This window comes from Paeniglutamicibacter gangotriensis Lz1y (genome assembly GCF_000348945.1).
Lineage (GTDB): Bacteria > Actinomycetota > Actinomycetes > Actinomycetales > Micrococcaceae > Paeniglutamicibacter > Paeniglutamicibacter gangotriensis.
This window is the reverse complement of record NZ_AOCK01000003.1, coordinates 100,554-122,051: the sequence shown is the minus strand read 5'-3', so window position 1 is coordinate 122,051 and position 21,498 is coordinate 100,554. Positions and strand designations below refer to the sequence as shown.

At 62.3% G+C, this 21,498-nt stretch carries 17 protein-coding genes; 13 read left to right on the top strand and 4 right to left on the bottom strand.

What is annotated here, in order from left to right; translation table 11 throughout:
- The first annotated feature begins 155 nt into the window (after positions 1-155).
- From ADIAG_RS05855 to ADIAG_RS05820, 8 genes are all read left to right on the top strand, one after another.
- Positions 156-1,796, top strand: coding sequence for a peptide ABC transporter substrate-binding protein (locus ADIAG_RS05855; RefSeq protein ID WP_007270407.1), 1,641 nt, complete (start codon positions 156-158; stop codon positions 1,794-1,796).
- 166 nt (positions 1,797-1,962) lie between these two features.
- On the top strand, positions 1,963-2,889 hold the full coding sequence (locus tag ADIAG_RS05850) for an ABC transporter permease (RefSeq protein ID WP_043473681.1): 927 nt from the start codon (positions 1,963-1,965) through the stop codon (positions 2,887-2,889).
- 19 nt (positions 2,890-2,908) lie between these two features.
- A complete protein-coding gene (locus ADIAG_RS05845; RefSeq protein WP_051059858.1) occupies positions 2,909-3,895 on the top strand; it encodes an ABC transporter permease in 987 nt (328 codons plus the stop codon).
- A 4-nt stretch (positions 3,896-3,899) separates the two neighbouring features.
- Positions 3,900-5,600 (top strand): ABC transporter ATP-binding protein, encoded by a 1,701-nt coding sequence (locus ADIAG_RS05840; RefSeq protein WP_007270404.1) that lies wholly within the window; start codon positions 3,900-3,902, stop codon positions 5,598-5,600.
- Between the two features lie 589 nt (positions 5,601-6,189).
- Positions 6,190-7,998 carry an ABC transporter family substrate-binding protein gene (locus ADIAG_RS05835; protein ID WP_007270403.1) on the top strand — a complete coding sequence of 603 codons (1,809 nt, stop codon included), beginning with the start codon at positions 6,190-6,192 and terminating at the stop codon, positions 7,996-7,998.
- A 117-nt stretch (positions 7,999-8,115) separates the two neighbouring features.
- Positions 8,116-9,633 carry an ABC transporter permease gene (locus tag ADIAG_RS05830; RefSeq protein ID WP_007270402.1) on the top strand — a complete coding sequence of 506 codons (1,518 nt, stop codon included), beginning with the start codon at positions 8,116-8,118 and terminating at the stop codon, positions 9,631-9,633.
- Positions 9,634-9,674: 41 nt separating this feature from the next.
- Complete coding sequence (locus ADIAG_RS05825) at positions 9,675-10,718, top strand: ABC transporter permease (RefSeq protein WP_051059857.1); 1,044 nt, start codon at positions 9,675-9,677, stop codon at positions 10,716-10,718.
- Positions 10,715-12,418 (top strand): ABC transporter ATP-binding protein, encoded by a 1,704-nt coding sequence (locus tag ADIAG_RS05820; RefSeq protein WP_007270400.1) that lies wholly within the window; start codon positions 10,715-10,717, stop codon positions 12,416-12,418. The genes ADIAG_RS05825 and ADIAG_RS05820 overlap by 4 nt, the downstream gene beginning before the upstream one ends.
- 140 nt (positions 12,419-12,558) lie before the next feature.
- Here ADIAG_RS05820 and ADIAG_RS05815 read toward each other — a convergent pair whose 3' ends face one another.
- Both ADIAG_RS05815 and ADIAG_RS05810 read right to left on the bottom strand, forming a co-directional pair.
- A complete protein-coding gene (locus tag ADIAG_RS05815) occupies positions 12,559-13,023 on the bottom strand; it encodes a GNAT family N-acetyltransferase (RefSeq protein WP_007270399.1) in 465 nt (154 codons plus the stop codon).
- 37 nt (positions 13,024-13,060) lie between these two features.
- Entirely contained in the window at positions 13,061-13,675 is a 615-nt protein-coding gene (locus ADIAG_RS05810) for a TetR/AcrR family transcriptional regulator (protein ID WP_007270398.1), read from the bottom strand.
- A gap of 226 nt (positions 13,676-13,901) precedes the next feature.
- Between ADIAG_RS05810 and ADIAG_RS05805 the strand changes: the two genes are divergently transcribed.
- A complete protein-coding gene (locus tag ADIAG_RS05805) occupies positions 13,902-15,065 on the top strand; it encodes an acyl-CoA dehydrogenase family protein (protein WP_007270397.1) in 1,164 nt (387 codons plus the stop codon).
- Positions 15,066-15,207: 142 nt separating this feature from the next.
- A complete protein-coding gene (locus ADIAG_RS05800; RefSeq protein ID WP_007270396.1) occupies positions 15,208-15,738 on the top strand; it encodes a MaoC family dehydratase in 531 nt (176 codons plus the stop codon).
- Between the two features lie 3 nt (positions 15,739-15,741).
- On the opposite strand, the gene ADIAG_RS05795 is transcribed toward ADIAG_RS05800, so the two are convergent.
- Positions 15,742-16,413 carry a response regulator gene (locus tag ADIAG_RS05795; protein ID WP_007270395.1) on the bottom strand — a complete coding sequence of 224 codons (672 nt, stop codon included), beginning with the start codon at positions 16,411-16,413 and terminating at the stop codon, positions 15,742-15,744.
- Complete coding sequence (locus ADIAG_RS05790; protein ID WP_043473676.1) at positions 16,410-18,002, bottom strand: sensor histidine kinase; 1,593 nt, start codon at positions 18,000-18,002, stop codon at positions 16,410-16,412. Before ADIAG_RS05790 ends, ADIAG_RS05795 begins: the two co-directional genes overlap by 4 nt.
- 245 nt (positions 18,003-18,247) lie before the next feature.
- Here ADIAG_RS05790 and ADIAG_RS05785 point away from each other — a divergent pair, with 245 nt between their 5' ends.
- The 3 genes from ADIAG_RS05785 (at position 18,248) to ADIAG_RS05775 (ending at position 21,404) form a co-directional block, all read left to right on the top strand.
- Positions 18,248-19,255 carry a Bug family tripartite tricarboxylate transporter substrate binding protein gene (locus tag ADIAG_RS05785; RefSeq protein WP_043473781.1) on the top strand — a complete coding sequence of 336 codons (1,008 nt, stop codon included), beginning with the start codon at positions 18,248-18,250 and terminating at the stop codon, positions 19,253-19,255.
- Complete coding sequence (locus ADIAG_RS05780; protein ID WP_007270392.1) at positions 19,252-19,662, top strand: tripartite tricarboxylate transporter TctB family protein; 411 nt, start codon at positions 19,252-19,254, stop codon at positions 19,660-19,662. The genes ADIAG_RS05785 and ADIAG_RS05780 overlap by 4 nt, the downstream gene beginning before the upstream one ends.
- A 107-nt stretch (positions 19,663-19,769) precedes the next feature.
- On the top strand, positions 19,770-21,404 hold the full coding sequence (locus ADIAG_RS05775; RefSeq protein ID WP_394366982.1) for a tripartite tricarboxylate transporter permease: 1,635 nt from the start codon (positions 19,770-19,772) through the stop codon (positions 21,402-21,404).
- Positions 21,405-21,498: the final 94 nt, after the last annotated feature.

Here is a 21,498-nt window from a genome sequence, read left to right as displayed (position 1 = left end):
GTTGCGTATTTGTAAAGATTCAGCAACATCTGCGTCGTTCACTAGTTGTTTCAGAGATTTGTGAGTAGCCTCTCCTATGAGTGATGAGGCTCACCCAGGTTTGGCGCTGCAAAAAACATTTGGTTCGCCGGCCGAAAACTCGTTGAGGAGAAAGTATGCGTTACAACCGCACTTCGAAAGCATTGGTGCTTTCCGCGGCTCTTGCCCTGACCCTGACCGCTTGCGGCGGTGGCGGTGGAGACACTGCAGATCAAGGAACGGGCGGGGATTCGTCGAAGATCATTACGGCGAACTCGACCGAACCGCAAAACGGCCTGCTACCGGCCAACACCAACGAAGTTGGTGGCGGACGCGTCATGGACCTGATTTTCACGGGGTTGGTCAGCTACAACGCTGAAGGCAAGCCGGTCAACGAGCTGGCCGAGTCGATCGAGACCACCGACTCGAAGAACTACACCATCAAGATCAAGGCGGACCAGAAGTTCACCAATGGCGAGCCGGTTACGGCAAAGTCCTTTGTTGACGCCTGGAACTTCGGTGCGGCGGCTAAGAACGCCCAGCTGAACTCGTACTTCTTCGAGTCCATCAAGGGATATGACGAGGTCAGCGTCAAGGATGCCAAGACGGAAACCATGGAAGGCCTGAAGGTCGTTGACGACGCCACCTTCACCGTGGAACTCACGCGCGCGGAATCCGATTTCCCGCTGCGTCTGGGCTACACCGCCTTCTTCCCGCTTCCGACCGCCGCCTTTGATGATCCAAAGGCCTTCGGTGAGAACCCGGCGGGCAACGGCCCGTACAAGCTTGCCGAGGATGGCTGGAAGCACAACGTGGAGGTCGCGCTGGTCCCCAACCCGGATTACTCGGGGCCCCGCGAACCGGCAAACGCAGGCGTGACGTTCAAGATCTACAACAACTTCGACGCCGCCTACACGGACCTCTTGGCCAACAACCTGGACGTCTTGGACCAGGTCCCACCGAGCGCCCTGCAGAACTACCAGACTGATCTGGGTGACCGTTGGGTCAACCAGGCCTACGCCGGCAATGCCACCATGACGATTGCCAGCTACCTGCCCGATTTCAAGGGTGAGGCCGGCGAACTGCGCCGCCAGGCGATCTCGATGTCGATCAACCGTCAGGAGATCATCGACAACATCTTCTTCGGTGCCAAGCAGGTCGCCAAGGAATTCACCTCCCCGGTCCTTGACGGATATTCGGATGCCATTCCGGGCAATGAGGTACTGGCCTTCGATGAAGCCAAGGCCAAGGACCTCTGGGCCCAGGCCGACAAGATCGATCCGTGGCCTCAGGACAAGGTCTTCACCATCACCTCGAACATCGATGGTGCGGGCAACAAGGAATACATCACGGCCATGGCGAACCAAATTTCCAACACCCTGGGAATCAAGGCAGAGCTGAAGCCGCTTGCGACGTTCAAGGAAATGCGTGCGCTGGTCGGGGACAAGAAACTGACCGGTGCCTCGCGTGCCGGTTGGCAGGCCGACTACCCGTCGCTCTACAACTTCCTTGGCCCGCTTTATGGAACCGGTGCCGGATCCAACGACGGCGACTACTCGAACCCAGAGTTCGACAAGAAACTGGCCGACGGCCTGTCTGCGACCTCCGTCGAGGAAGGCAACAAGCTCTTCAACGAGGCCCAGCAGATTCTGCTCAAGGACCTGCCTGTCATCCCGCTGTGGTACCAAGCAGTCCAGGGCGGCTGGAGCGAAAACGTCACCGACGTCGCATTCGGTTGGAACGGAGTCCCGATCTACAACGCCATCACCGGCAAGTAGCTCTGTTCCGTTACCGAGTCATCACGTGAGTGAGGGGGACCCTTTACGGGTCCCCCTTCCTCGCGTGGATCGATGACATAGTTTTCCCCTCCCCACCCGAAAAATTCCTTACAAGGAGTAATCACGTGATCGATCCGATCATTACAACACCACTGGTGGCAGTCCCATGATCATGTTCACCATGAAGCGGATTCTGCAGTTGATCCCGGTGTTCTTCGGGGCCACGCTGTTGGTCTATTTCCTAGTCTTTGCTACGCCGGGCGACCCGATTGCCGCGCTGTCGGGTGGCAAACCGATGGCACCGGCCGTCGAGGCCTCCTTGCGCGCCCAATACAACCTGGATCAACCCTTCTGGGTGCAGTACTTCCTGTATCTCAAGAACCTGGTTACCTTCGACCTGGGGCAGACCTTCTCCGGCCAGGCAGTCTCCGATGTCATTGCTCGGGCCATGCCAGTCACTGCGCGGCTTGCCATCATGGCACTGGCGATCGAAGCAATCTTCGGCGTCATTTTCGGTGTTTTTGCCGGTCTGAAAAAGGGCAAGCTCTTTGACTCGACGGTGCTGGTCGCCTCGCTGCTGGTCATCGCCGTTCCCACCTTCGTGCTGGGCTTCGTGCTCCAGTTCGTGGTCGGAGTGAAACTCGCTTGGGCCAAGCCCACCGTGAGTTCGGGCGCCCCTTGGGGGGATTTGATATTGCCGGCAGTCGTATTGGGGCTGGTGTCCCTGGCCTATGTGATCAGGTTGACCCGTACCTCGATCATCGAGAACAAGAGCGCTGACTACGTCCGCACCGCAACCGCCAAGGGCCTGAGTCGCCGCCGCGTCGTGGTGGTCCACATCCTGCGCAACTCGCTGATTCCAGTGGTCACGTTCTTGGGCGCGGATCTGGGTTCTCTGATGGGCGGCGCAATCGTCACCGAGGGCATCTTCAACGTTCCCGGTGTCGGCAACCTGTTGTATCAGGCCATCCTCAAGGGCGAGAGCGCCACGGTCGTGGCCGTGGTCAGCGTGCTCGTGCTTGTATTCGTTATCGCCAACCTCGTCGTTGACTTGCTCTACGCGTGGCTCGACCCAAGGATCCGCCTTGTCTAAGAATCCAACCCCTGAATTCATTGAACCGGCAGGCCCCACTCCGCGCGTCCGCGCGGGGAAGACCTCCAGCCGTAGCATCGAACATTTCGTCGCCCCGCTGGCGGAAACCCCGCTGCAGTCAGTGGACAAGGTCGATGAAAGCGCAACCCCGCTGAGCATGTGGGGGCAGGCCTGGAGATCGCTGCGTACTCAACCGCTTTTCATCATTTCCGCCTTGTTGATCATCCTGGTGATCGTGGTCGCCGCTTTTCCTGGCTTGTTTACCCACACGAGCCCGACGGCCTGCGCCCTAGAGTTCGCCCGCAAAGGACCGATGCCCGGACACCCACTGGGATTCACCTTCCAGGGTTGCGACATCTACGCCCGGATCATGCACGGGGCGCAAGCCTCGGTGCTGGTTGGCCTGTTCACCACGATCGCCGTGCTCATCATCGGCGGCACCTTCGGTGCACTGGCCGGGTACTACGGCGGCTGGCTCGATGCGATCCTGGCCCGGATCACCGACATCTTCTTTGCCCTGCCGCTGATCCTGGGCGCGATCATCATCATGCAGCTGCCGGCATTCCGAGATTCGAAGAGCATCTGGACCGTCATCATCACCCTGTCGATCTTCGGCTGGCCACAGATGGCCCGCATCACCCGCGGAGCGGTCATCGAGGCCAAGAGCTCGGACTATGTCATGGCCTCGCGCTCGCTGGGGCTCTCCAAGTTCAAGACCCTGGTCAAACACGTGCTGCCCAACTCGCTTGCACCCGTCATCGTGATCGCTACCATCTCTCTGGGCATCTTTATTGTCGCCGAAGCGACACTCTCGTTCCTGGGTGTCGGGCTGCCACCGAGCGTCATGAGCTGGGGCAATGACATCTCGGATGCACAGATCTCACTGCGCAATGATCCGGAAATCCTGATGTGGCCAGCGCTCGCGTTGTCCATCACGGTGCTGAGCTTCATCATGCTCGGCGACGCGGTGCGCGATGCACTGGACCCCAAAGCACGCAAGGGATAACACCATGAGCGAACAATTGAAGGGACAATCCGTGAACGGGTCAACCGATCAAGACCGTCCTCTGCTTGAAATCAGGGACCTGGCCATCACCTTTTCAACCCCCGAGGGGCCAGTCAACGCGGTGCGTAACGCCCGGTTGACGGTGATGCCCGGCGAGACCGTGGCCATCGTAGGGGAGTCCGGCTCCGGAAAATCCACCACGGCGCTTGCTGCCATCGGGCTTTTGCCAGGCAACGGCAAGGTCACCGGCGGAACGATCGTTTTTGATGGTGAGGACATCACCCACGCCAGCGAGAAGCGCATCATCGAGCTGCGCGGCAGCTCGATCGGCATGGTTCCACAGGACCCCATGTCCAACCTCAACCCAGTGTGGAAAATCGGCTTCCAGGTCAAGGAGACGCTCAAGGCCAACGGACTAGCGGGCAACAATTCCAAGGAACGTGTGGCCCAGGTTTTGGCCGATGCAGGGCTTCCGAATGCCGCGGTGCGTGCCGGACAGTATCCGCATGAATTCTCCGGAGGCATGCGTCAGCGCGCACTGATTGCCATCGGGCTGGCTTGCGGCCCGCGCCTGCTGATTGCCGACGAGCCCACCAGCGCACTAGATGTGACGGTCCAGCAGCAGATCCTTGATCACTTGGACACTATGACGTCCGAGCTGGGCACGGCAGTGTTGCTGATTACCCACGACCTGGGGCTGGCCGCGGAGCGTGCCGAAAAAATCGTGGTGATGTACAAAGGACAGGTCGTAGAGGCGGGCCCGGCGCTGGATATCCTGCGCAACCCGCGCCACCCCTACACCCAACGTCTGGTGGCGGCGGCTCCGTCTTTGGCCTCCAAGCGCTTGCAATCCCAGCCGACCGAGGTTGCCGAGGATCTCAACGCCGTGGTGAAGGCGGAGCACCCAACCGTGGGCGAAGACATCCTGCAGATCAAGGACCTGACCAAGGTCTTCAAAATCCGCAGGGGTCTGGGCCGTAGCGACGACTTCACCGCCGTGGACAACGTGTCCTTCTCGGTGAAGAAGGGCACCACCACAGCGATCGTGGGGGAGTCGGGCTCTGGAAAGTCGACGGTGGCCCAAATGGTGCTGAGCCTGCTCAAGCCCACCTCAGGGTCCATCACCTTCGACGGCCAGGACATGACCGGCAGGAACGAACGGGAGCTATTCAAGTTCCGCAGGCGGGTGCAACCGATCTTCCAGGACCCTTACGGATCCCTGGATCCGATGTACAGCATCTATCGCACGATCGAGGAACCGTTGCGCATCCATGGGATCGGGGATGCCAAATCCAGGCAGCACCGGGTGCGGGAATTGCTCGAGCACGTCTCGATGCCATCCTCCACGATGCATAGGTTCCCCAACGAGCTCTCCGGCGGCCAACGCCAGCGCATCGCCATCGCCCGTGCACTGGCATTGCAACCGGAGGTGATGATCTGCGACGAGGCCGTTTCGGCCCTCGACGTATTGGTCCAAGCTCAGATCCTGAACCTGTTGAACAAGTTGCAGGAAGAGCTGAACCTGACGTACTTGTTCATCACGCACGACCTGGCCGTGGTCCGACAGATCGCCGACGATGTCTGCGTGATGCAGCACGGGCGGATCGTGGAGCACTCCACGGCCGACGAGGTGTTCAACAACCCGCAGAGCGAATACACCAGGAACCTGCTCCAAGCGATTCCCGGGGCAACGCTGCTGCTGTAGAAACCTAGTGCCCGGCAGGGACAATAAACGCACTCCATGGATCGGGGTGTGCGACACCGGAAGGCGTCGCACACCCCGATTTTTGTATTAGCACCAGTTGCGGTGAGCCAGCCCGCAGGTGCGGAACACGGATCCCGTCAGAGGCCTGTGAAAGGTGCCGAAGTGCCATCGGTAGGTCCCCTGAAAGCCGGCAAAAACGTCGCGTAGGCCGCATATTTTGATGCGGGGGAGGCCCGCGTCATCGGACGTCAAGTGCGCACATACGCGTCACGTACGTCAATGTTTCCAAACTGTTATAAAATGCCGCGGGCGACGCCAGCCTACTTGCGGGTAGTAGTTGGCAAAGTTCAATGTGAAGCAGATCCTTGAGTTTTCGCGGCTGTAGCGCCCGTCACCTTTTGTCACGTGGCAGGCGCGACGATAATCACTAATGACGCGGCGGGGAGACACGCCAAATGTGAAGCGGTGTTTTTATATCCATCCTGAGGAATCAACGCTATGGTTCTAAATTGTGGGGCATCGCACACTGCATGGACCGCATTCGGGTGAAAGCCCGGTTACCTGAAGATCAAGCTACTTAGGAGGAGAAATGCGTGCTCAGCGTATTTCCAAGGCTGTTGCAGTAGGTGCCGCACTCGCACTTGCACTGACTGCGTGCGCTCCGGGAGGCGGCAACGCCCCCAGCGAATCGGCCGGCACATCTGAATCCAGCAACGGCTCCAACAGCGCCGAACCGGCAAACTCGGGTCTTGCCGATCTCGGCGACATCACGACCAAGGATGATGAAATCAAGGTCACCGTCGGTGCCCCCGAATTCATCGGTTACAACACCAACACCCCGCAGACGTACTCGACCTACAACTCGGCCATCGTTGACCGGGTCCTGTCGGGCTTCTCCTACTTCGGCACCGATGGTGTGATCTACGCGAACGACGACTTGGTCTCCTACGAGAAGACCAGCGACGATCCGCTGACCATCAAGTACACGATCAACCCGGATGCCAAGTGGTCCGACGGCACCGACATCACCACTGCAGATGCAGTGTTGGCGTGGGCCACGCAGAACGCCAACCTGAAGAACGCCAAGGGCAAGCAGCTCTTCGACTCGGTCTCCGCTGACCTGGGTGACACCGTCCCGAAGGGCCCGGAGGGCGATCCCGAGGGCAAGGAATTCACCGTCACCTTCAAGAACCCGGACCCTGACTGGCAGATTCAGTCCTGGATGGGCGCCCCGGCACACGTCGTGGCCAAGCAGGGCGGCATGTCCACCACCGAATTCGTCGAAGCGGTGCGCGCCGACGATGCCAAGGCAATCACCAAGGCCGCAGAATTCTGGAACACCGGCTGGACCACCAAGCCCGGAACGCTTCCGGATCCCGAGCTGATCCCCTCCTCGGGACCGTACAAGCTCAAGAGCTGGAGCGCCGGACAGTCGGTGACCCTGGAGGCCAACGAGAATTACTACGGCACCCCGGCAGCCACCAAGACGCTGACCTTCCGCTTCGTCGATGACGGTGCGATGGTCCAGGCACTGCAGAACAAGGACCTCGACGTCATTTCTCCCCAGCCGACCGTTGACACCTTGGCACAGCTGGAAGCTCTCGGCGATGCCGTGAACATCCAGAAGGGTGACACCCTGACCTGGGAGCACCTGGACTTCAACTTCCGCGACAAGGCGGCCTTCAAGGATTCCGTGGAATTGCGCCAGGCCTTCGCCATGTGCGTTCCGCGTGAAGACATCGTCAACAACCTGATCAAGCCGCTGAACCCGGAAGCCAAGGTGTTCAACGCACGTGAGGTCTTCCCGTTCCAGGAGAACTACGACGCCGTTGTCGAGGCTTCCTACGACGGCCGCTACGACGCCGTCGACATCGAGGGCGCCAAGAAGATCCTCGAGGAGCAGGACGCAGTGGGCACCTCGGTGCGCATCGGCTACTCCGCACCCAACCCGCGCCGTACGGACCAGGTCGCTATGATCAAGTCCTCCTGCGACGCGGCGGGCTTCAAGGTCGAGGATGCCGGCGATCCGAAGTTCTTCGCACCGGGCGGCACCCAGGAACGCGGCGACTACGACGTGGCCCTGTTCGCTTGGGCAGGTTCGGGACAGATCACCTCCGGGCAGAACATCTACGCCACGGACAAGCCACAGAACTACGGCGAGTTCTCCAACAAGGAGGTTGACGCGGCCTGGGAGCGCCTAGCCACCTCGATGGATCCGGCAGTGCACCTGGAGGAAACCAAGAACATCGAGAAGCTGCTGTGGGATGAGCTCTTCGGTATCCCGTTGTTCGCACACCCCGGTCTCTCTGCTTCCTCGGCAGACCTGGAGAATGTGCGCCACACAGCGACCCAGTCGCAGATCGTCTGGAACGCCGAGCAGTGGGTCCGCGCTGAATAATTGCCAGACGGCAATATCAGCGTCTTAGTGTGGGGTCCGGCAATTCAGCCGGGCCCCACACGCCCTTGTTAGCACCACTTTCAAGGGCGGGCCCAGACGGAAAGGTTAGAACCCGCAGTGCTGAAATTTATTCTTAAGAGGCTTGGAGCCTCGATCGGCATCCTCTTTGCCGCATCCCTCCTGCTGTACGTGCTGGTGATCAACTCCGGAGACCCCCTGTGGGACCTGCGCGAGTCCATCGCCGACAACCGCGACTACCTGATGCAGCAACGCAGCGATTACATGAACCTGGACATGCCCTGGTATCAGCGGTACTGGACCTGGTTGGTGGGCGTGGGCGGATGCTTTGCACTCAAATGCGACCTGGGGACCAATATCCAGGGCATTGAGGTCTCGGGCATCCTGGCCTCGGCGGCCACCTCCACACTGCGCCTGGTGGTCTTGGCCACCGTGTTGGCAGCAGTGATCGGCATCGCCATCGGCGTGCTGACAGCCATCCGCCAGTACTCGGGCCTTGACTACGGAGTAACCTTCCTGACGTTCCTGTTCTTCTCACTGCCGGTCTTCTGGGCCGCGGTGATGCTCAAGGAATACATGGCCATCGGCTACAACGACTGGATGAAGGAACCATCCTTCTCCACCACCCAAATCATCATCGTGGCGCTGCTCTTCGGCTTCCTGATGCAGGTCTTCCTGGCCGGAACCATGCGCCGACGGATCATCACCTTCGCCGTCTCGGCGGCCTTTGTCGGCGTGGTGATCCCGTACCTGCTCTGGCTGAACTTCTTCCGCTACCCACAGCTGGGCCCCGCCGCCATCGTGGTCTTGTCCCTGGCCGTCGCGCTGAGTGCCACGGCCATGAGCGTGGGTGTGCGCAACAAGCAGGTGCTCTACCCGGCGCTGATCACCGTCGGGCTGGGCCTTGGCATCTACTACGCCACGTTCTCGCTGATGAGTGAACCGAACACCTGGATCCTGATCATCGGTGGCATCCTAGCCGTACTCATCCCCGGTGCCATCGGCCACTTCATGGGCGGGCGCCACCGCAGGATCGCAGCGTCGGTCAGCGCCGTCACCGGCCTGGTCTTTGCCGGCCTGACCGTCGTGGACCACATCTTCCGTGCGTGGCCCGGATTCCTGTCGCTGAAGCCGCGGCCCATCGGGACCATCGGTTCGGAGACCCCGAACTTCGGCGGCGACTTCTGGGAGATCTTCTTGGACCGCGGGGCCCAGCTCTTGCTGCCCACCATCCTGCTGGCGGTCATCTCTCTGGCCTCCTACTCCAGGTACACCCGTGCCTCGATGCTGGAAGTTGGGCAGCAGGACTACATCCGCACCGCCCGCTCCAAGGGGTTGAGCGAACGCACAGTGATCTTCCGTCACGCATTCCGCAACGCGCTGATTCCGATCGCCACCATTGCTGCCTTCGACTTTGCCGGGCTGATCGGCGGAGCGGTGATCACCGAGTCTGTGTTCGGTTGGAAGGGCATGGGAGACATGTTCATTACCGGCCTCAAGGGCATCGACCCGGCACCTGTAATGGCCTTCTTCCTGATCACCGGGACCGCGGCCGTGCTGTTCAACATGCTGGCCGATATCTTCTACGCACTGCTTGACCCGAGGATCCGGGTATGAGCGGGGTCAAGGACAACGAGGAACTGCGAGGTCCCCACAACATGAAATCCGATATCGAACCCGGCGAACAGCAACTCGTCTCCTTGGTCGAGGTCGAAGATGCGGAGCTCGCCCGCAAGCAGGGTGAGTCCAGGTCCCAGGGCCAACTGGTCCGCCGGCGCTTCTTCAACCACAAGGCCGCGATGATCTCCACCGTGGTCTTGGTGTTCATCACGCTCATGGCTTTCACCTCCATCGGTTTTGCCGGGATTCCCGGCTGGTGGGGCAAGAGCTACATGATGTCCGGCACTGTGATCAACGGCGGCGCGCCCACGATGAGCCTGCTGCCCAGCTGGCTTGGCGGCAGTGGCCTGGCCATCGGCGAACACCCGTTTGGCCAAGACAACACCGGCAAGGACTACTTCGCCCTGGTGATGCGCGGGACGCAGAAATCCATCATCATCGCGGTGACCGTCGGTGCCGTGGCCACGGTCATCGGCGCCATCGTCGGAGCCCTGGCCGGATACTTCCGTGGCTGGGTCGACGAAGTGCTGATGCGGATGACCGACCTGTTCATCGTGATCCCGCTGCTGGTGCTGGCAGCGGTGCTGGGCCAGATGGCCGGTTCCAAGTTGGGTGGTTCGATCTTCGCCCTGGCCCTGGTGCTGGGCCTGCTGACCTGGACCGGGCTGGCACGCCTGGTGCGTGGGGAGATTCTGTCCCTGCGCGAGCGCGAATACGTCGCAGCAGCGCAGGCCATGGGTTCGAAGACTTCCCGGGTGATCTTCAAGCACCTGCTGCCCAACACCATCGGGGTGATCGTGGTCAACGCGACCTTCGCGATCGCCGGGGCGATCCTGCTGGAGACCTCGCTGTCCTTCCTGGGCTTCGGTGTTGTGGCCCCCGAGTCCTCGCTGGGCCTGTTGATCAGCCAATATCAGAACGCATTCACCAACCGCCCCTGGCTCTTCTGGTGGCCGGGCATGATCATCGTGGCCATCGCGCTGAGCGTGAACTTCCTTGGCGACGGGCTACGCGATGCGTTTGACCCGCGCCAGACCAAGAAGACCAGGCGACGGAAGAAGACGGAAGAAGGACAGGCATGAGTATCGCATCCGAGCAGGCCACCAAGGGTGGCACTGCGCTGAGCTTCGAGAACCTCTCGGTCTCCTTCGAAACCGAATTCGCCGACGTGCACGCGGTCAAGGGCCTGTCCCTTGAGGTGTACCCCGGCGAGGTCGTGGCACTGGTGGGCGAGTCCGGTTCCGGCAAATCAGTGACCTCCACCGCGGCCATCGGGCTGCTGCCGCCCAACGCCTACATCACCGGCAAGGCGCTGGTCGGTGGGGTCAACGTAGTGGGTATGCCCGAATCCAAGCTGCGCAAAATGCGTGCCACGGACATCGCCATGGTCTTCCAGGAGCCGATGACGGCACTGAACCCGGTGCTCACCATCGAACGCCAGCTCACCGAGTCTCTGGAATTGCATGGTTTGGCCTATGGCAAGGACGCTACGGCACGGGCCATCGAGCTGTTGGAAATGGTCGGGATCCCCGAGCCGCGCAAGCGCATCAAGCAGTACCCGCACCAGTTCTCCGGCGGTCAGCGCCAGCGCATTGTGATCGCCATGGCGATCTCCTGTGACCCGAAGGTCATCATCGCCGACGAGCCCACCACCGCGCTGGATGTCACAGTGCAGGCCGAGATCCTTGACCTGCTGCGCGAGCTCAAGGACAAGCTGAACACCGGCATCCTGCTGATCACCCACAATATGGGCGTGGTCGCCGACCTGGCCGACCGCGTGGCGGTGATGTTCCGCGGCTCGCTGGTAGAAACCGGCACCGTGGACCAGGTGCTCAACCACCCCGAGCACCCCTACACGCAGAAGCTGCTGGCCTCCGTGCCGCGCCTGGCGGTCATGGATGTCACGGATACTTGGGTGCCGGAACCCGCCGATGTGGTGGACCCGGACCGCAAGCTGGTGCTCGAGGCCAGGAACCTGGTCCTGGAGTACGACATGCGCGGTTCCAAGTTCCGTGCCGTGGATGATGTTTCCTTCGAACTGGGTCGCGGGGAGATCTTGGGCATCGTGGGCGAATCTGGCTCCGGCAAGTCGACCGTCGCCAAGGCGGTCCTCGGGCTGTTGCCCGTGGCCTCGGGTGTGCTGGCGGTCCAGGGCACTAACCTGGCCGCGCTGCGGCCAAAGGCCGCCCGCGCGATCCGCGCCAAGATTGGGGTCATCTTCCAGGACCCCGCCGCCTCGTTGAACCCGCGCTTCCCGATCGGTGACTGCATCACCGAGCCGATGGTGGTGCACAAGGTCGGCAACCGGGCATCGCGTACCAAGCGTGCTCAGGAACTGCTCGACGCGGTACACCTGCCGCGCACCGTCATGAACCGCTACCCGCACGAGCTTTCCGGCGGGCAGCGCCAGCGCATCTGTATTGCCCGGGCGCTGACCCTTGACCCGGAACTGCTGATTGCCGACGAGCCGACCAGCGCGTTGGATGTTTCGGTGCAGGCAGCGGTGCTGGAAATGATCCAGGAGCTACAGGAAAGCTACGAGTTCGCTTGCCTGTTCGTCAGCCACGACCTGGCCGTGGTGGACCTGCTGGCGCACAACGTGGTGGTTATGAAGGACGGCAAGTCCGTGGAACAGGGGCGGGTCACCGATGTGCTGCACTCTCCGCAGCATGACTACACGCGCCGCCTACTGGCAGCAGCTCCGGTTCCCGAGCCCGGCGAGCAGGCCGAGCGCCGTGAGGCCCGCCGTCTGCTGATGGCCATGGAGAACCCGGACAGCTGATCGCTCCCTTGACGCCCCCAGGGTCTGGCAAGGGACCTTGGGGTACATGACAAAAGGCTGGGACCCCCGCGGGGGTCCCAGCCTTTTGTACTGAGCTGCTCACGCCGGCGCGTAGGCCGGCGCGTGTAGATCAGGAAATTCTAAGCGAGCTCCATAATGAATTCCTTAACGACCGCGGCGCGGGCGTTGGAGAAGTCGGCCGACTCGTCGATGACCTTGAAGCCGCGGCGTTCGAGCACCTTGATGGAGCCGATGTTGTCCTGCGGCACGCGTGCGCGCAGCGGGCGCGTGGTGTACTCGGCCAGAAACGCATCAACGGCGGTGGTGGTGATGCCCTGGCCCCAGTAGCGGCTGGCGGTCCAGAAGCTGATCTCCGGGACTTCCTCGTTCTCGAAGACCAGAATGGAGCCTGCGACCTCGCCGTCGTGCTCGATGGTGCGCACAATGACCTTGGGATCGTTGATGATCGCACCCCAGTGGTGGTCGAAGACGCCGCGGTCTGCCGGGTTCCTGGCCGTGAAGGCGGCCATCAGGTTGGCTTCGGGGTCCTGCTGGTGTTCGAAGAACTGGTCAAGGTCCTCAGTCTGCAAAGGCCGTAGCTGCACGGTCACTGCCTCTCTGGTTGTGATGATCGTCTAATGCCTAGCCTACCCGGGTGAACAAGGCCGATGCGGCCATCTGGTTTAGGAGTTTGCGCAACCCTGCCTTGGAGGTCCGCGCGGAGTGCGCCGAATGGGCGGTGGAGTTCAGCAGGCCGAACGCCGCGTGGGCCCGAAACCGGGTCACGGCGGCGGTTTCCTGCGGGTGGACCTGGCGTAGTTGGTCGGTCCACAGTCCGATGTAATCGCGCTGCAGCTGACGCACCAGGGCAAGTTCAGTGGTCGGCAGGGTTTCTAGGTTGCGGTCCTGGACTTGGATGATGTCGGGTTTGGCCAAGGCGAAATCCGTGTGGAAGGCAATGAGCTGCTTCAGGATCTCCTCGGCGGTTCCTCCGGCCGAGACCACCTTTTGGCCTCCATCCAGCAGATCCTGGCTGACGCCCACCAACAACGCGATGAGCATCGCGGGTTTTCCGGAGAAATGTCGGTAGACCGCCGGGCCACTGATGCCGCAGGCGGCACCCAGATCTTCGAGCGAGACACCCGCGTAGCCGTGGATGGCAAAGAGTCGGGTGGCCTCCGCCAGGAGGTGTTCACGCCGTTGAGCCTTGGCGCGTTCGCGGTCAGTTCCTGCCGGGGGATTGGCCATGGGGCCCATGCTGCACCGTTCCTTGCCTGTTTTCGCTGGGTTACGGGATTTTCCCCGTCCGGATGGTTTCATCCAGGGAGACTGGACAAGTGTGTTCCGCGCCACTAGCCTCGAACTCAGTTAATGATCACTAACAATACGTGGTCACCGGACAAAGCCCAAGCGGCCCGCTACAGCGCACCACCCACCGGCTAGGCCACATCCATGCCAACCTAAGGAAAGGGGCACAGGGATCATGATCAACCTGGAACTCAACGAGGAATATCTCGAACTGAAACAGACGGTGCGCGAGTTCGCCGTGGAGGTCGTGGCTCCGGTCTCGGCCAAACACGATGCCGAGCACTCCTTCCCCTATGGGGTCATGGCGCAGATGGGCGAGATGGGCCTGTTCGGGTTGCCCTTCGACGAAGAATACGGCGGCATGGGTGGTGACTACTTTGCCCTGGCACTGGCCATCGAGGAACTTGCCCGGGTCGACCAGTCGGTCGCCATCACCCTGGAAGCCGGCGTGAGCCTGGGGGCCATGCCGATCCACCGGTTCGGCACCCAGGCGCAGAAGGAACGCTGGCTCCCGGCACTGTGTGCGGGCACCGAACTTGCCGGGTTCGGCCTGACCGAGACCGGTGCGGGTTCCGACGCCGGCGGCACCGCGACCACCGCCACCCTGAGAGATGGGAACTGGGTGCTGAATGGTTCCAAGGAGTTCATCACCAACTCCGGCACCGAGATCTCCACTCTGGTCACGGCCACCGCCGTCACCGGAACCAAGACACGTGCAGACGGCTCAACGGCCAAGGAAATCTCCACCATCCTGGTTCCCCGCGACACCCCCGGTTATACCGTGGAGAAGGCCTATGACAAGGTCGGCTGGCGAGCCTCGGACACCCACCCGCTGCGTTTCGAAGACGCAACGGTCCCCGAAGAGAACCTGCTGGGCGAACGCGGGCGCGGCTATGCGAACTTCCTCTCGATCCTTGATGAGGGCCGCATCGCGATCGCCGCCCTGGGCACCGGAGCGGCCCAGGGCTGCCTGGACGAGGCCACCGCCTACGCCAAGACCCGCGTCACGTTCGGCAAGGCCATCGGCGAAAACCAGGGGATCTCCTTCAAGCTCGCGCGCATGGCAGCCCGAGTCCACGCCTCACGCTTGGCCTACTATGCCGCGGCAGCCAAGATGCTGGCAGGGAAGGACTTCAAGACCGAGGCGGCCATCGCCAAGCTGGTCGCCGGGGAAGCGGCCATGGACAACGCCAGAGATGCCACACAGATCTTTGGAGGCTACGGTTTCATGAACGAAACCCTCGTGGCCAGGCACTACCGCGACTCGAAGATCCTGGAAATCGGTGAAGGCACCACCGAGGTCCAGTTGCTGCTCATCGCCCGTTCGTTGGGACTCTAACGAACGCAGGCCCACTTCCGGGGCCATAGCTTTGTAGGATACGAGAACCAACGAAGTAAGACCGGTTGTGCTGCGCACCGACCCGGCAGGGTGCGGGTGCGCAGCAGCTCCGGCACTGAAGACGTAAGGAAACGTGGGCGAGATGGCGCAGCAGGAGCAAATACACGAAGTCCACCAGCGTGGGCTGTACTTCGACGAACTGGATCCCTCGGCGGTCTACGTGCATTCACCCGGACGCACCATGACCGAGGCCGACAACGTCCTGTTCACCACGCTGAGCATGAACACCCAGGCCTTGCACCTGGATGCCGCGTTCGCCGCCACCCAGCCGTTCGGGCGCCGAGTCATGAACTCGATGTTCACCCTGGCCACCATGGTCGGCCAATCCGTTTCCCAGCTCACCGCCGGAACCTTGATGGGACAGCTGGGGCTGACAGATATCCGCTTCCCGCACCCGCTGTTCCCGGGCGATACGCTCTACACCCAGACGCACATCGTGGACCTGCGCCCCTCGAACTCCCGGCCCGGGCTCGGGGTTGCGACCTTTGCCCACGTGGGCAAGAACCAGGACGGCATCACCGTGGCCGAAGCCACCCGGGTATGCCTGATGTTCACCCGCGCGGCCCACGAACAACTGAGCGGCGGGGATCTGGGCAGCGACGACTGGCTCTAAGGATCAGCTCCGCGGACCCTGCCAGCGGTACCGTCGCTCCGGACGTCCACTGCCGTAGCGCAGCTCCACCTGCACCTGCCCGAGCTCGTTGAGGTACTCGAGATAGCGGCGCGCGCTGACCCGTGAGAGGCCCAGCAGCTCGCCGACCTCCAGTGCCGAGGAATCGGCCTCGGCGGAGCGCAGTGCCGTCTGTACGCGCACCATGGTCTCGGCCGAGCACCCTTTGGGCAGTGGTTTGTCAGTTCCCGACATGCCAAAGACCGCATCCACGTCGGATTGATCGGCGGTGTCCGCCGACTCCAGCGAACGATAGGTGCGCTGGTAGTGATCCAGTCGCTGGTGCAGGTCCGCTTGGGTGAACGGTTTCATCAGGTAGTGCACAATGCCACCGCGCAGGGCTTGACGCACGGTATCTGCCTCGCGTGCGGCACTGATCACCAGAACATCGATCTCCGGTGCCGCGGCACGCAATTGCCCCAACAGCTCCAGCCCGGAAATGTCGGGCAGATGGATATCCAGCAGGACCAAGTCCGGGCGAAGGCGCCGGACCTCGGCCAGGGCCTGTGCCCCGGTGTGCGCGACCCCGGAAACCGTGAAGCCGGGCATCTGGGCCACAAACCCGGAATGGATGCGCGCGACCATAAAATCGTCATCGACAATGAGCACCTTGATCATGATTGCACCTTAGTGCCGAGCCGGGCGGTGAATACGGCACCTTCGTCGTTTTGAACCGTGACATTCCCTCCGCGGCGCAGGCACACCAGCCGGGTCAGGGCCAGTCCGAACCCGCGTCCGGCCGCGGAGTTTGAGGATTTGGTGCTGTAGCCCTGGGTGAAGATCCGCCCGAAACTCCCGGAATCGACGCCCGCGCCAGAGTCGTGCACCGTCACCACAACCCATCCTTCCTCCTGGGAGATCCCGATTCCGATACGCGCATCGGGGACCCCCGCCACGGCGTCAATGGCGTTGTCCACGAGGTTGCCCACCACCATGGCCACGTCCCTGGAGAGCGCCTCATCGACGCGGCCCAGCATCGTGGCGGGATCCAGATCGATCCCCACCCGGCGTTCGGAGGCCAACGAGGACTTGGCGATGAGCAAGGCGGCCACGCTCGGGTCGGCGATCCTGGTGGTGACGTCATCTAGCAGCTGGGAGCGGCTGAAGCTGACACCGTCCACGAAGGAGAGCACTTCGTCGTATTCCTGCAGCTGGATCAGCCCGGAAATGGTGTGCAGCTGGTTGGCGAACTCATGGGTTTGGGCCCTCAGCGTTTCTGTGGTCATGCGGGTGGCTCCCAATTCCTTTTCCAGCGTGCTCAGTTCGGTGCGATCTCTCAGGGTGGTCACGGAGCCGACCAGTCGCCCGTGGGATTCTATGGGCCGGCGGTTGAATACCACCAGTTTTTCGCCCACCAGCACCAGACGATCGGCGTCGGGCTGCTTCAGGGTCAGCACCTCGCGCAATGCCGGGTCGATGGACAGCTGGGCGAGCGTGCTGCCCTCGCAGTCGTCGGGCCAGTCCAGCAAGCGCCTGGCCGCATCGTTGGCCAGGGTGATGCGTTCACGCAAGTCGATGGCCACCACTCCCTCCTTCACCCCGTGCAGGATCGCTTCGCGGTGTTCGACCAGCGCGGTGATTTCTTCCGGCTCCAGGCCCAGGGTCTGACGCTTGACCCGGCGGGAGAGCAAAAGCGAACCGGCGGCGCCCAGAGCGATGGAAATCCCCAAATAGACCATGAGATTGGGGGTGGCGTCGAGAAGTCTTTCGAGCACCGAGGGATAGGTGCGACCCACCATGGCAAAGCCCACGAGCTTCCCGTTGTCATCGAGCACCGGCACATGGGCCTCGAGCATCTTGACCCCGCCGCGCAGCGTCGAACCGGTCCACGCGCGGCCCTCCATGACTTCGGAAGCGCCGAGCTGGAACGTTTCACCGAGTCGGGAAGGCTCCGAGGACGTCACCACGGTGCCGCGTGTATTGGCCAGCAGTGAGTCGCTGCTTCCGGAAACCGAACGCACCGATTCGGCGATGGCCGGCAGTGCGGCGCCCAAGCGCGGCCGAGCCCCGGGCAGCAGGGCACGCACGGTGGGGTTGGAAGCAAGGTTTTCGGCGGCCGAGAGTGCCCGCCGTGACTCGACACGCTCAAAGGTTGCGGTGGACTGCGCCATGGACATGGCCAGGACCCCGACCAGCACCGCCACCAGGATCAGCAATTGCAAGACCAGAAACTGGCCGGCCAGAGATAGCCGCGTGCGGCGGCCCATGCGTGGGCCAAGAGTGGACCTGGGCACCGGTGCTCCTTTTTCCATGCCTTGCGTCGGATAGGGCGCCGATCGCCCGATCCGTTGATTGCCAGCCGGGTGAACTCTACCGAAAGCACTGGCCGGGACCGAATGTGAGCGTGAACACAATGAACACAACTTTGTTTGCGAACACAAGAATTGCCTCGGGACGCTCGCGCCCTAGTGTGGTCCGCATCGTACATTCGCTTTTTGAGATGGGAATCACCATGGCTCGTACCAAGTTTCTTCGTCTAGCCGCCGTTGCCGCCGGCCTGATGCTTGCCGCTACCGGCTGCGGGGTGACCGGCGATGACGCCGGCGCATCCGGCAGCTCTGCCGAATCCGGGCCGGTCACCGGCCTGCGCATCATGGTTCCGAACAGCCCCGGTGGTGGCTACGACACCACCGCCCGGGTTGCCGGAACGGTCATGGAAGAGGCCGGGATCGCCAAGTCCTTGGAGGTCTTCAACCTTGCCGGTGCCGGAGGCACCGTAGGTCTGGCCCGGATCGTCAACGAAAAGGGCAACGAAGACCTGGGGATGCTCATGGGTCTGGGCGTGGTGGGTGCCAGCTACACCAATGACACCGACGCCAAACTGACCGATACCACCCCGATCGCCCGTCTGATCCAGGAGCCGGGAGCCATCATGGTTTCCAAGGACTCCCCGTACAAGAGCATCGAGGATCTCGTTGCGGCGTGGAAGAAGGATCCCTCCAAGCTGGCCGTCGGCGGAGGCTCCTCGCCGGGCGGACCCGACCACCTGCTGCCGATGCAGCTGGCACAGACCGTGGGCATTGACCCGACCAAGGTCAACTTCGTTTCCTACGACGGCGGCGGCGACCTGCTGCCGGCGATCCTGGGCAACAAGCTTGGCTTTGCCGCCTCGGGCGCCGGCGAGTTCCTCAAGCAGATCGAATCCGGTGACGTCCGTGTCTTGGCGGCCTCCGGTGCGGAGCGCCTCGAGGGCGTCGATGCTCCGACCCTGAAGGAATCGGATATCGATCTGGAATTCAGTAACTGGCGCGGGCTCGTGGCGCCTCCCGGGATCAGCGACGAAGCCAAGACCCGCTGGATCTCCACCCTGGAAAAGATGCACGGTTCCGAAGAGTGGAAGAAAGCGCTGAAGGACAATGGCTGGACCGATGCCTTCATCACCGGGGATGAGTTCTCCACCTTCCTCACCGATCAGGACAAGCGGGTTTCCGACGTCCTGGCCAAACTCGGCCTGGCATGAAACCAGTAGCTTCACCGATCAAGAGCCGCGCCGAGCTGGGCTTCGCAGCCCTGCTCGGCACGGTTGGGGTCACCGTGGTGATCGATGCGATGAACCTGCATGTGCCCTACCAGCAGTCCGACGGACTGGGACCCAAAACTGTTCCTTATATGGTGGGCGCACTGCTCCTGGTGTGTGCCGTGCTGCTCGTCATCAACGTCCTGCGCGGTGGATCCGCGGAACCCGACGAGGGGGAAGACATTGAAGCAGGAACACCCATCGACTGGAAAATCGTGGTGCCGCTGGGACTGGTGTTCATCATCAACATCGTCTTCATCGACATGCTCGGCTGGGTCATTTCCGGAACCATCCTCTTCTGGGGAAGCGTCTGGCCCTGGGCGGGCGCAACTACATCCGCGACGGACTGATCTCCGTGGGCATGGCCGTGGGCACCTTCTACGGTTTCTATCTGGGTCTTGGCATTCACCTGCCATCAGGCCTGCTCGAAGGAGTGTTGTAAGTGGATACACTCAATATGCTCATGCAGGGGTTCAGCACCGCGCTGACCCCCATGAACCTGCTCTTCGCCGTGATCGGTGTGCTGCTGGGCACCGCCGTCGGAGTGTTGCCGGGCATCGGTCCGGCGATGTCGATCGCGCTGTTGCTGCCGGTGACCTATGGGATGGAAGCCACCGGCGCCATGATCATGTTCGCCGGCATCTACTACGGCGGAATGTACGGCGGCTCGACCACCTCGATCCTGCTGAACACCCCCGGTGAATCCTCGACGGTGATCACCGCCATCGAGGGCCACAAGATGGCCAAGGCAGGCCGCGCCGCCCAGGCGCTGGCCACCGCTGCCATCGGCTCCTTCGTGGCCGGCACGATCGGCACCGCGCTGCTGGCAACCATCGCCCCCTGGGTGGTGAAGTTCGCCGTCAGCCTCGGAGCCCCCAGCTACCTCGCGATCATGTTGCTTGCACTGATCGCTGTCACTGCAGTCCTGGGGTCCTCCAAGTTGCGCGGCTTTGCCTCGCTGGGCCTTGGCCTGGCCATTGGCCTGGTCGGCATGGATCCCGTCACCGGGCAGGGCCGGCTGATCTTCGGACAGCCGCTGCTGGCCGACGGGCTGGACATCGTGGTGGTTGCCGTGGCGATCTTCGCCGTCGGCGAGGCCTTCTGGGTTGCCGCTCACCTGCGCAAGACCAAGACCTTCACCATTCCCGTGGGCCGCCCGTGGATGGGCAAGGCCGATTGGAAGAGGTCTTGGAAGCCATGGCTGCGCGGAACCGCCTACGGATTCCCGTTCGGTGCACTTCCGGCAGGCGGCGCGGAGATCCCCACGTTCCTGTCGTACGTCACCGAGAAGAAGCTTTCCAAGCACCCGGAGGAATTCGGGCACGGAGCCATTGAGGGCGTCGCCGGACCTGAAGCAGCGAACAATGCCTCGGCCGCCGGTACGCTGACCCCGATGCTGGCCCTGGGACTGCCCACCAACGCGACGGCCGCTGTCATGTTGGCGGCCTTCATGCAGTTTGGGATCCAGCCCGGCCCGCTGCTCTTCGAAGATGAGCCGCAGCTGGTCTGGGCCTTGATCGCGAGCCTGTTCATCGGTAACACGCTGCTGTTGATCATCAACCTTCCGATGGCCCCGCTATGGGCCAAGCTGCTGCAGTTGCCGCGACCTTACCTGTATGCGGGGATCCTTTTCTTCGCCACCTTGGGCGGCTACGCGGTGAACCTGCAAACCTTCGACCTGGTCTTGCTGTTGCTGTTGGGCCTGCTGGGCTTCGCCATGCGTCGCTTCGGTATTCCGGTGCTTCCGCTGATCATCGGGGTGATCCTTGGCCCCCGTGCCGAGGCACAAATGCGCAAGGCCATGCAGCTCAGCGGAGGGGACCCGGCAGGACTCTTCAGCGAGTCCATCGCCGTGGTCGTCTACGTGATCATCGCAGTGGTCCTGTTGTGGCCACTGGTGGCCAAGCTGCTTCGCCGCCTGTTCCCGAAGACCTCGGCCGAATTTGCCGACATCGTGGAGCCGGTCCTGGTCGAACCCGACACAGACTCGGTTGCTGCTGCGCAACCAAGGCCCGAGACAAACGGCGAGCCAACGGAAACGCCGGTTGAGGAAACGCGTCGCTCCCGCCGCGACGACAAGCCACGAGGTTAGCCGAACCCGACCTCGCCTCAAGTGGCCCATACGTTCCCTGCCCTGCAGTGAACGTGTGGGCCACTCGTGCTTGAGACGCGGCGCAAAGGCCCTG

What these genes read in the sequence shown, in the direction of transcription:
- ADIAG_RS05855 (WP_007270407.1), top strand. Translation starts at nt 156, where the DNA reads ATGCGTTACAACCGCACTTCGAAAGCATTGGTGCTTTCCGCGGCTCTT.
- ADIAG_RS05850 (WP_043473681.1), top strand. Translation starts at nt 1,963, where the DNA reads ATGATCATGTTCACCATGAAGCGGATTCTGCAGTTGATCCCGGTGTTC.
- ADIAG_RS05840 (WP_007270404.1), top strand. Translation starts at nt 3,900, where the DNA reads ATGAGCGAACAATTGAAGGGACAATCCGTGAACGGGTCAACCGATCAA.
- ADIAG_RS05835 (WP_007270403.1), top strand. Translation starts at nt 6,190, where the DNA reads ATGCGTGCTCAGCGTATTTCCAAGGCTGTTGCAGTAGGTGCCGCACTC.
- ADIAG_RS05825 (WP_051059857.1), top strand. Translation starts at nt 9,675, where the DNA reads ATGAAATCCGATATCGAACCCGGCGAACAGCAACTCGTCTCCTTGGTC.
- ADIAG_RS05820 (WP_007270400.1), top strand. Translation starts at nt 10,715, where the DNA reads ATGAGTATCGCATCCGAGCAGGCCACCAAGGGTGGCACTGCGCTGAGC.
- ADIAG_RS05810 (WP_007270398.1), bottom strand. Translation starts at nt 13,675, where the DNA reads ATGGGCCCCATGGCCAATCCCCCGGCAGGAACTGACCGCGAACGCGCC.
- ADIAG_RS05805 (WP_007270397.1), top strand. Translation starts at nt 13,902, where the DNA reads ATGATCAACCTGGAACTCAACGAGGAATATCTCGAACTGAAACAGACG.
- ADIAG_RS05800 (WP_007270396.1), top strand. Translation starts at nt 15,208, where the DNA reads ATGGCGCAGCAGGAGCAAATACACGAAGTCCACCAGCGTGGGCTGTAC.
- ADIAG_RS05795 (WP_007270395.1), bottom strand. Translation starts at nt 16,413, where the DNA reads ATGATCAAGGTGCTCATTGTCGATGACGATTTTATGGTCGCGCGCATC.
- ADIAG_RS05790 (WP_043473676.1), bottom strand. Translation starts at nt 18,002, where the DNA reads ATGGGCCGCCGCACGCGGCTATCTCTGGCCGGCCAGTTTCTGGTCTTG.
- ADIAG_RS05785 (WP_043473781.1), top strand. Translation starts at nt 18,248, where the DNA reads ATGGCTCGTACCAAGTTTCTTCGTCTAGCCGCCGTTGCCGCCGGCCTG.
- ADIAG_RS05780 (WP_007270392.1), top strand. Translation starts at nt 19,252, where the DNA reads ATGAAACCAGTAGCTTCACCGATCAAGAGCCGCGCCGAGCTGGGCTTC.
- ADIAG_RS05775 (WP_394366982.1), top strand. Translation starts at nt 19,770, where the DNA reads ATGCTCATGCAGGGGTTCAGCACCGCGCTGACCCCCATGAACCTGCTC.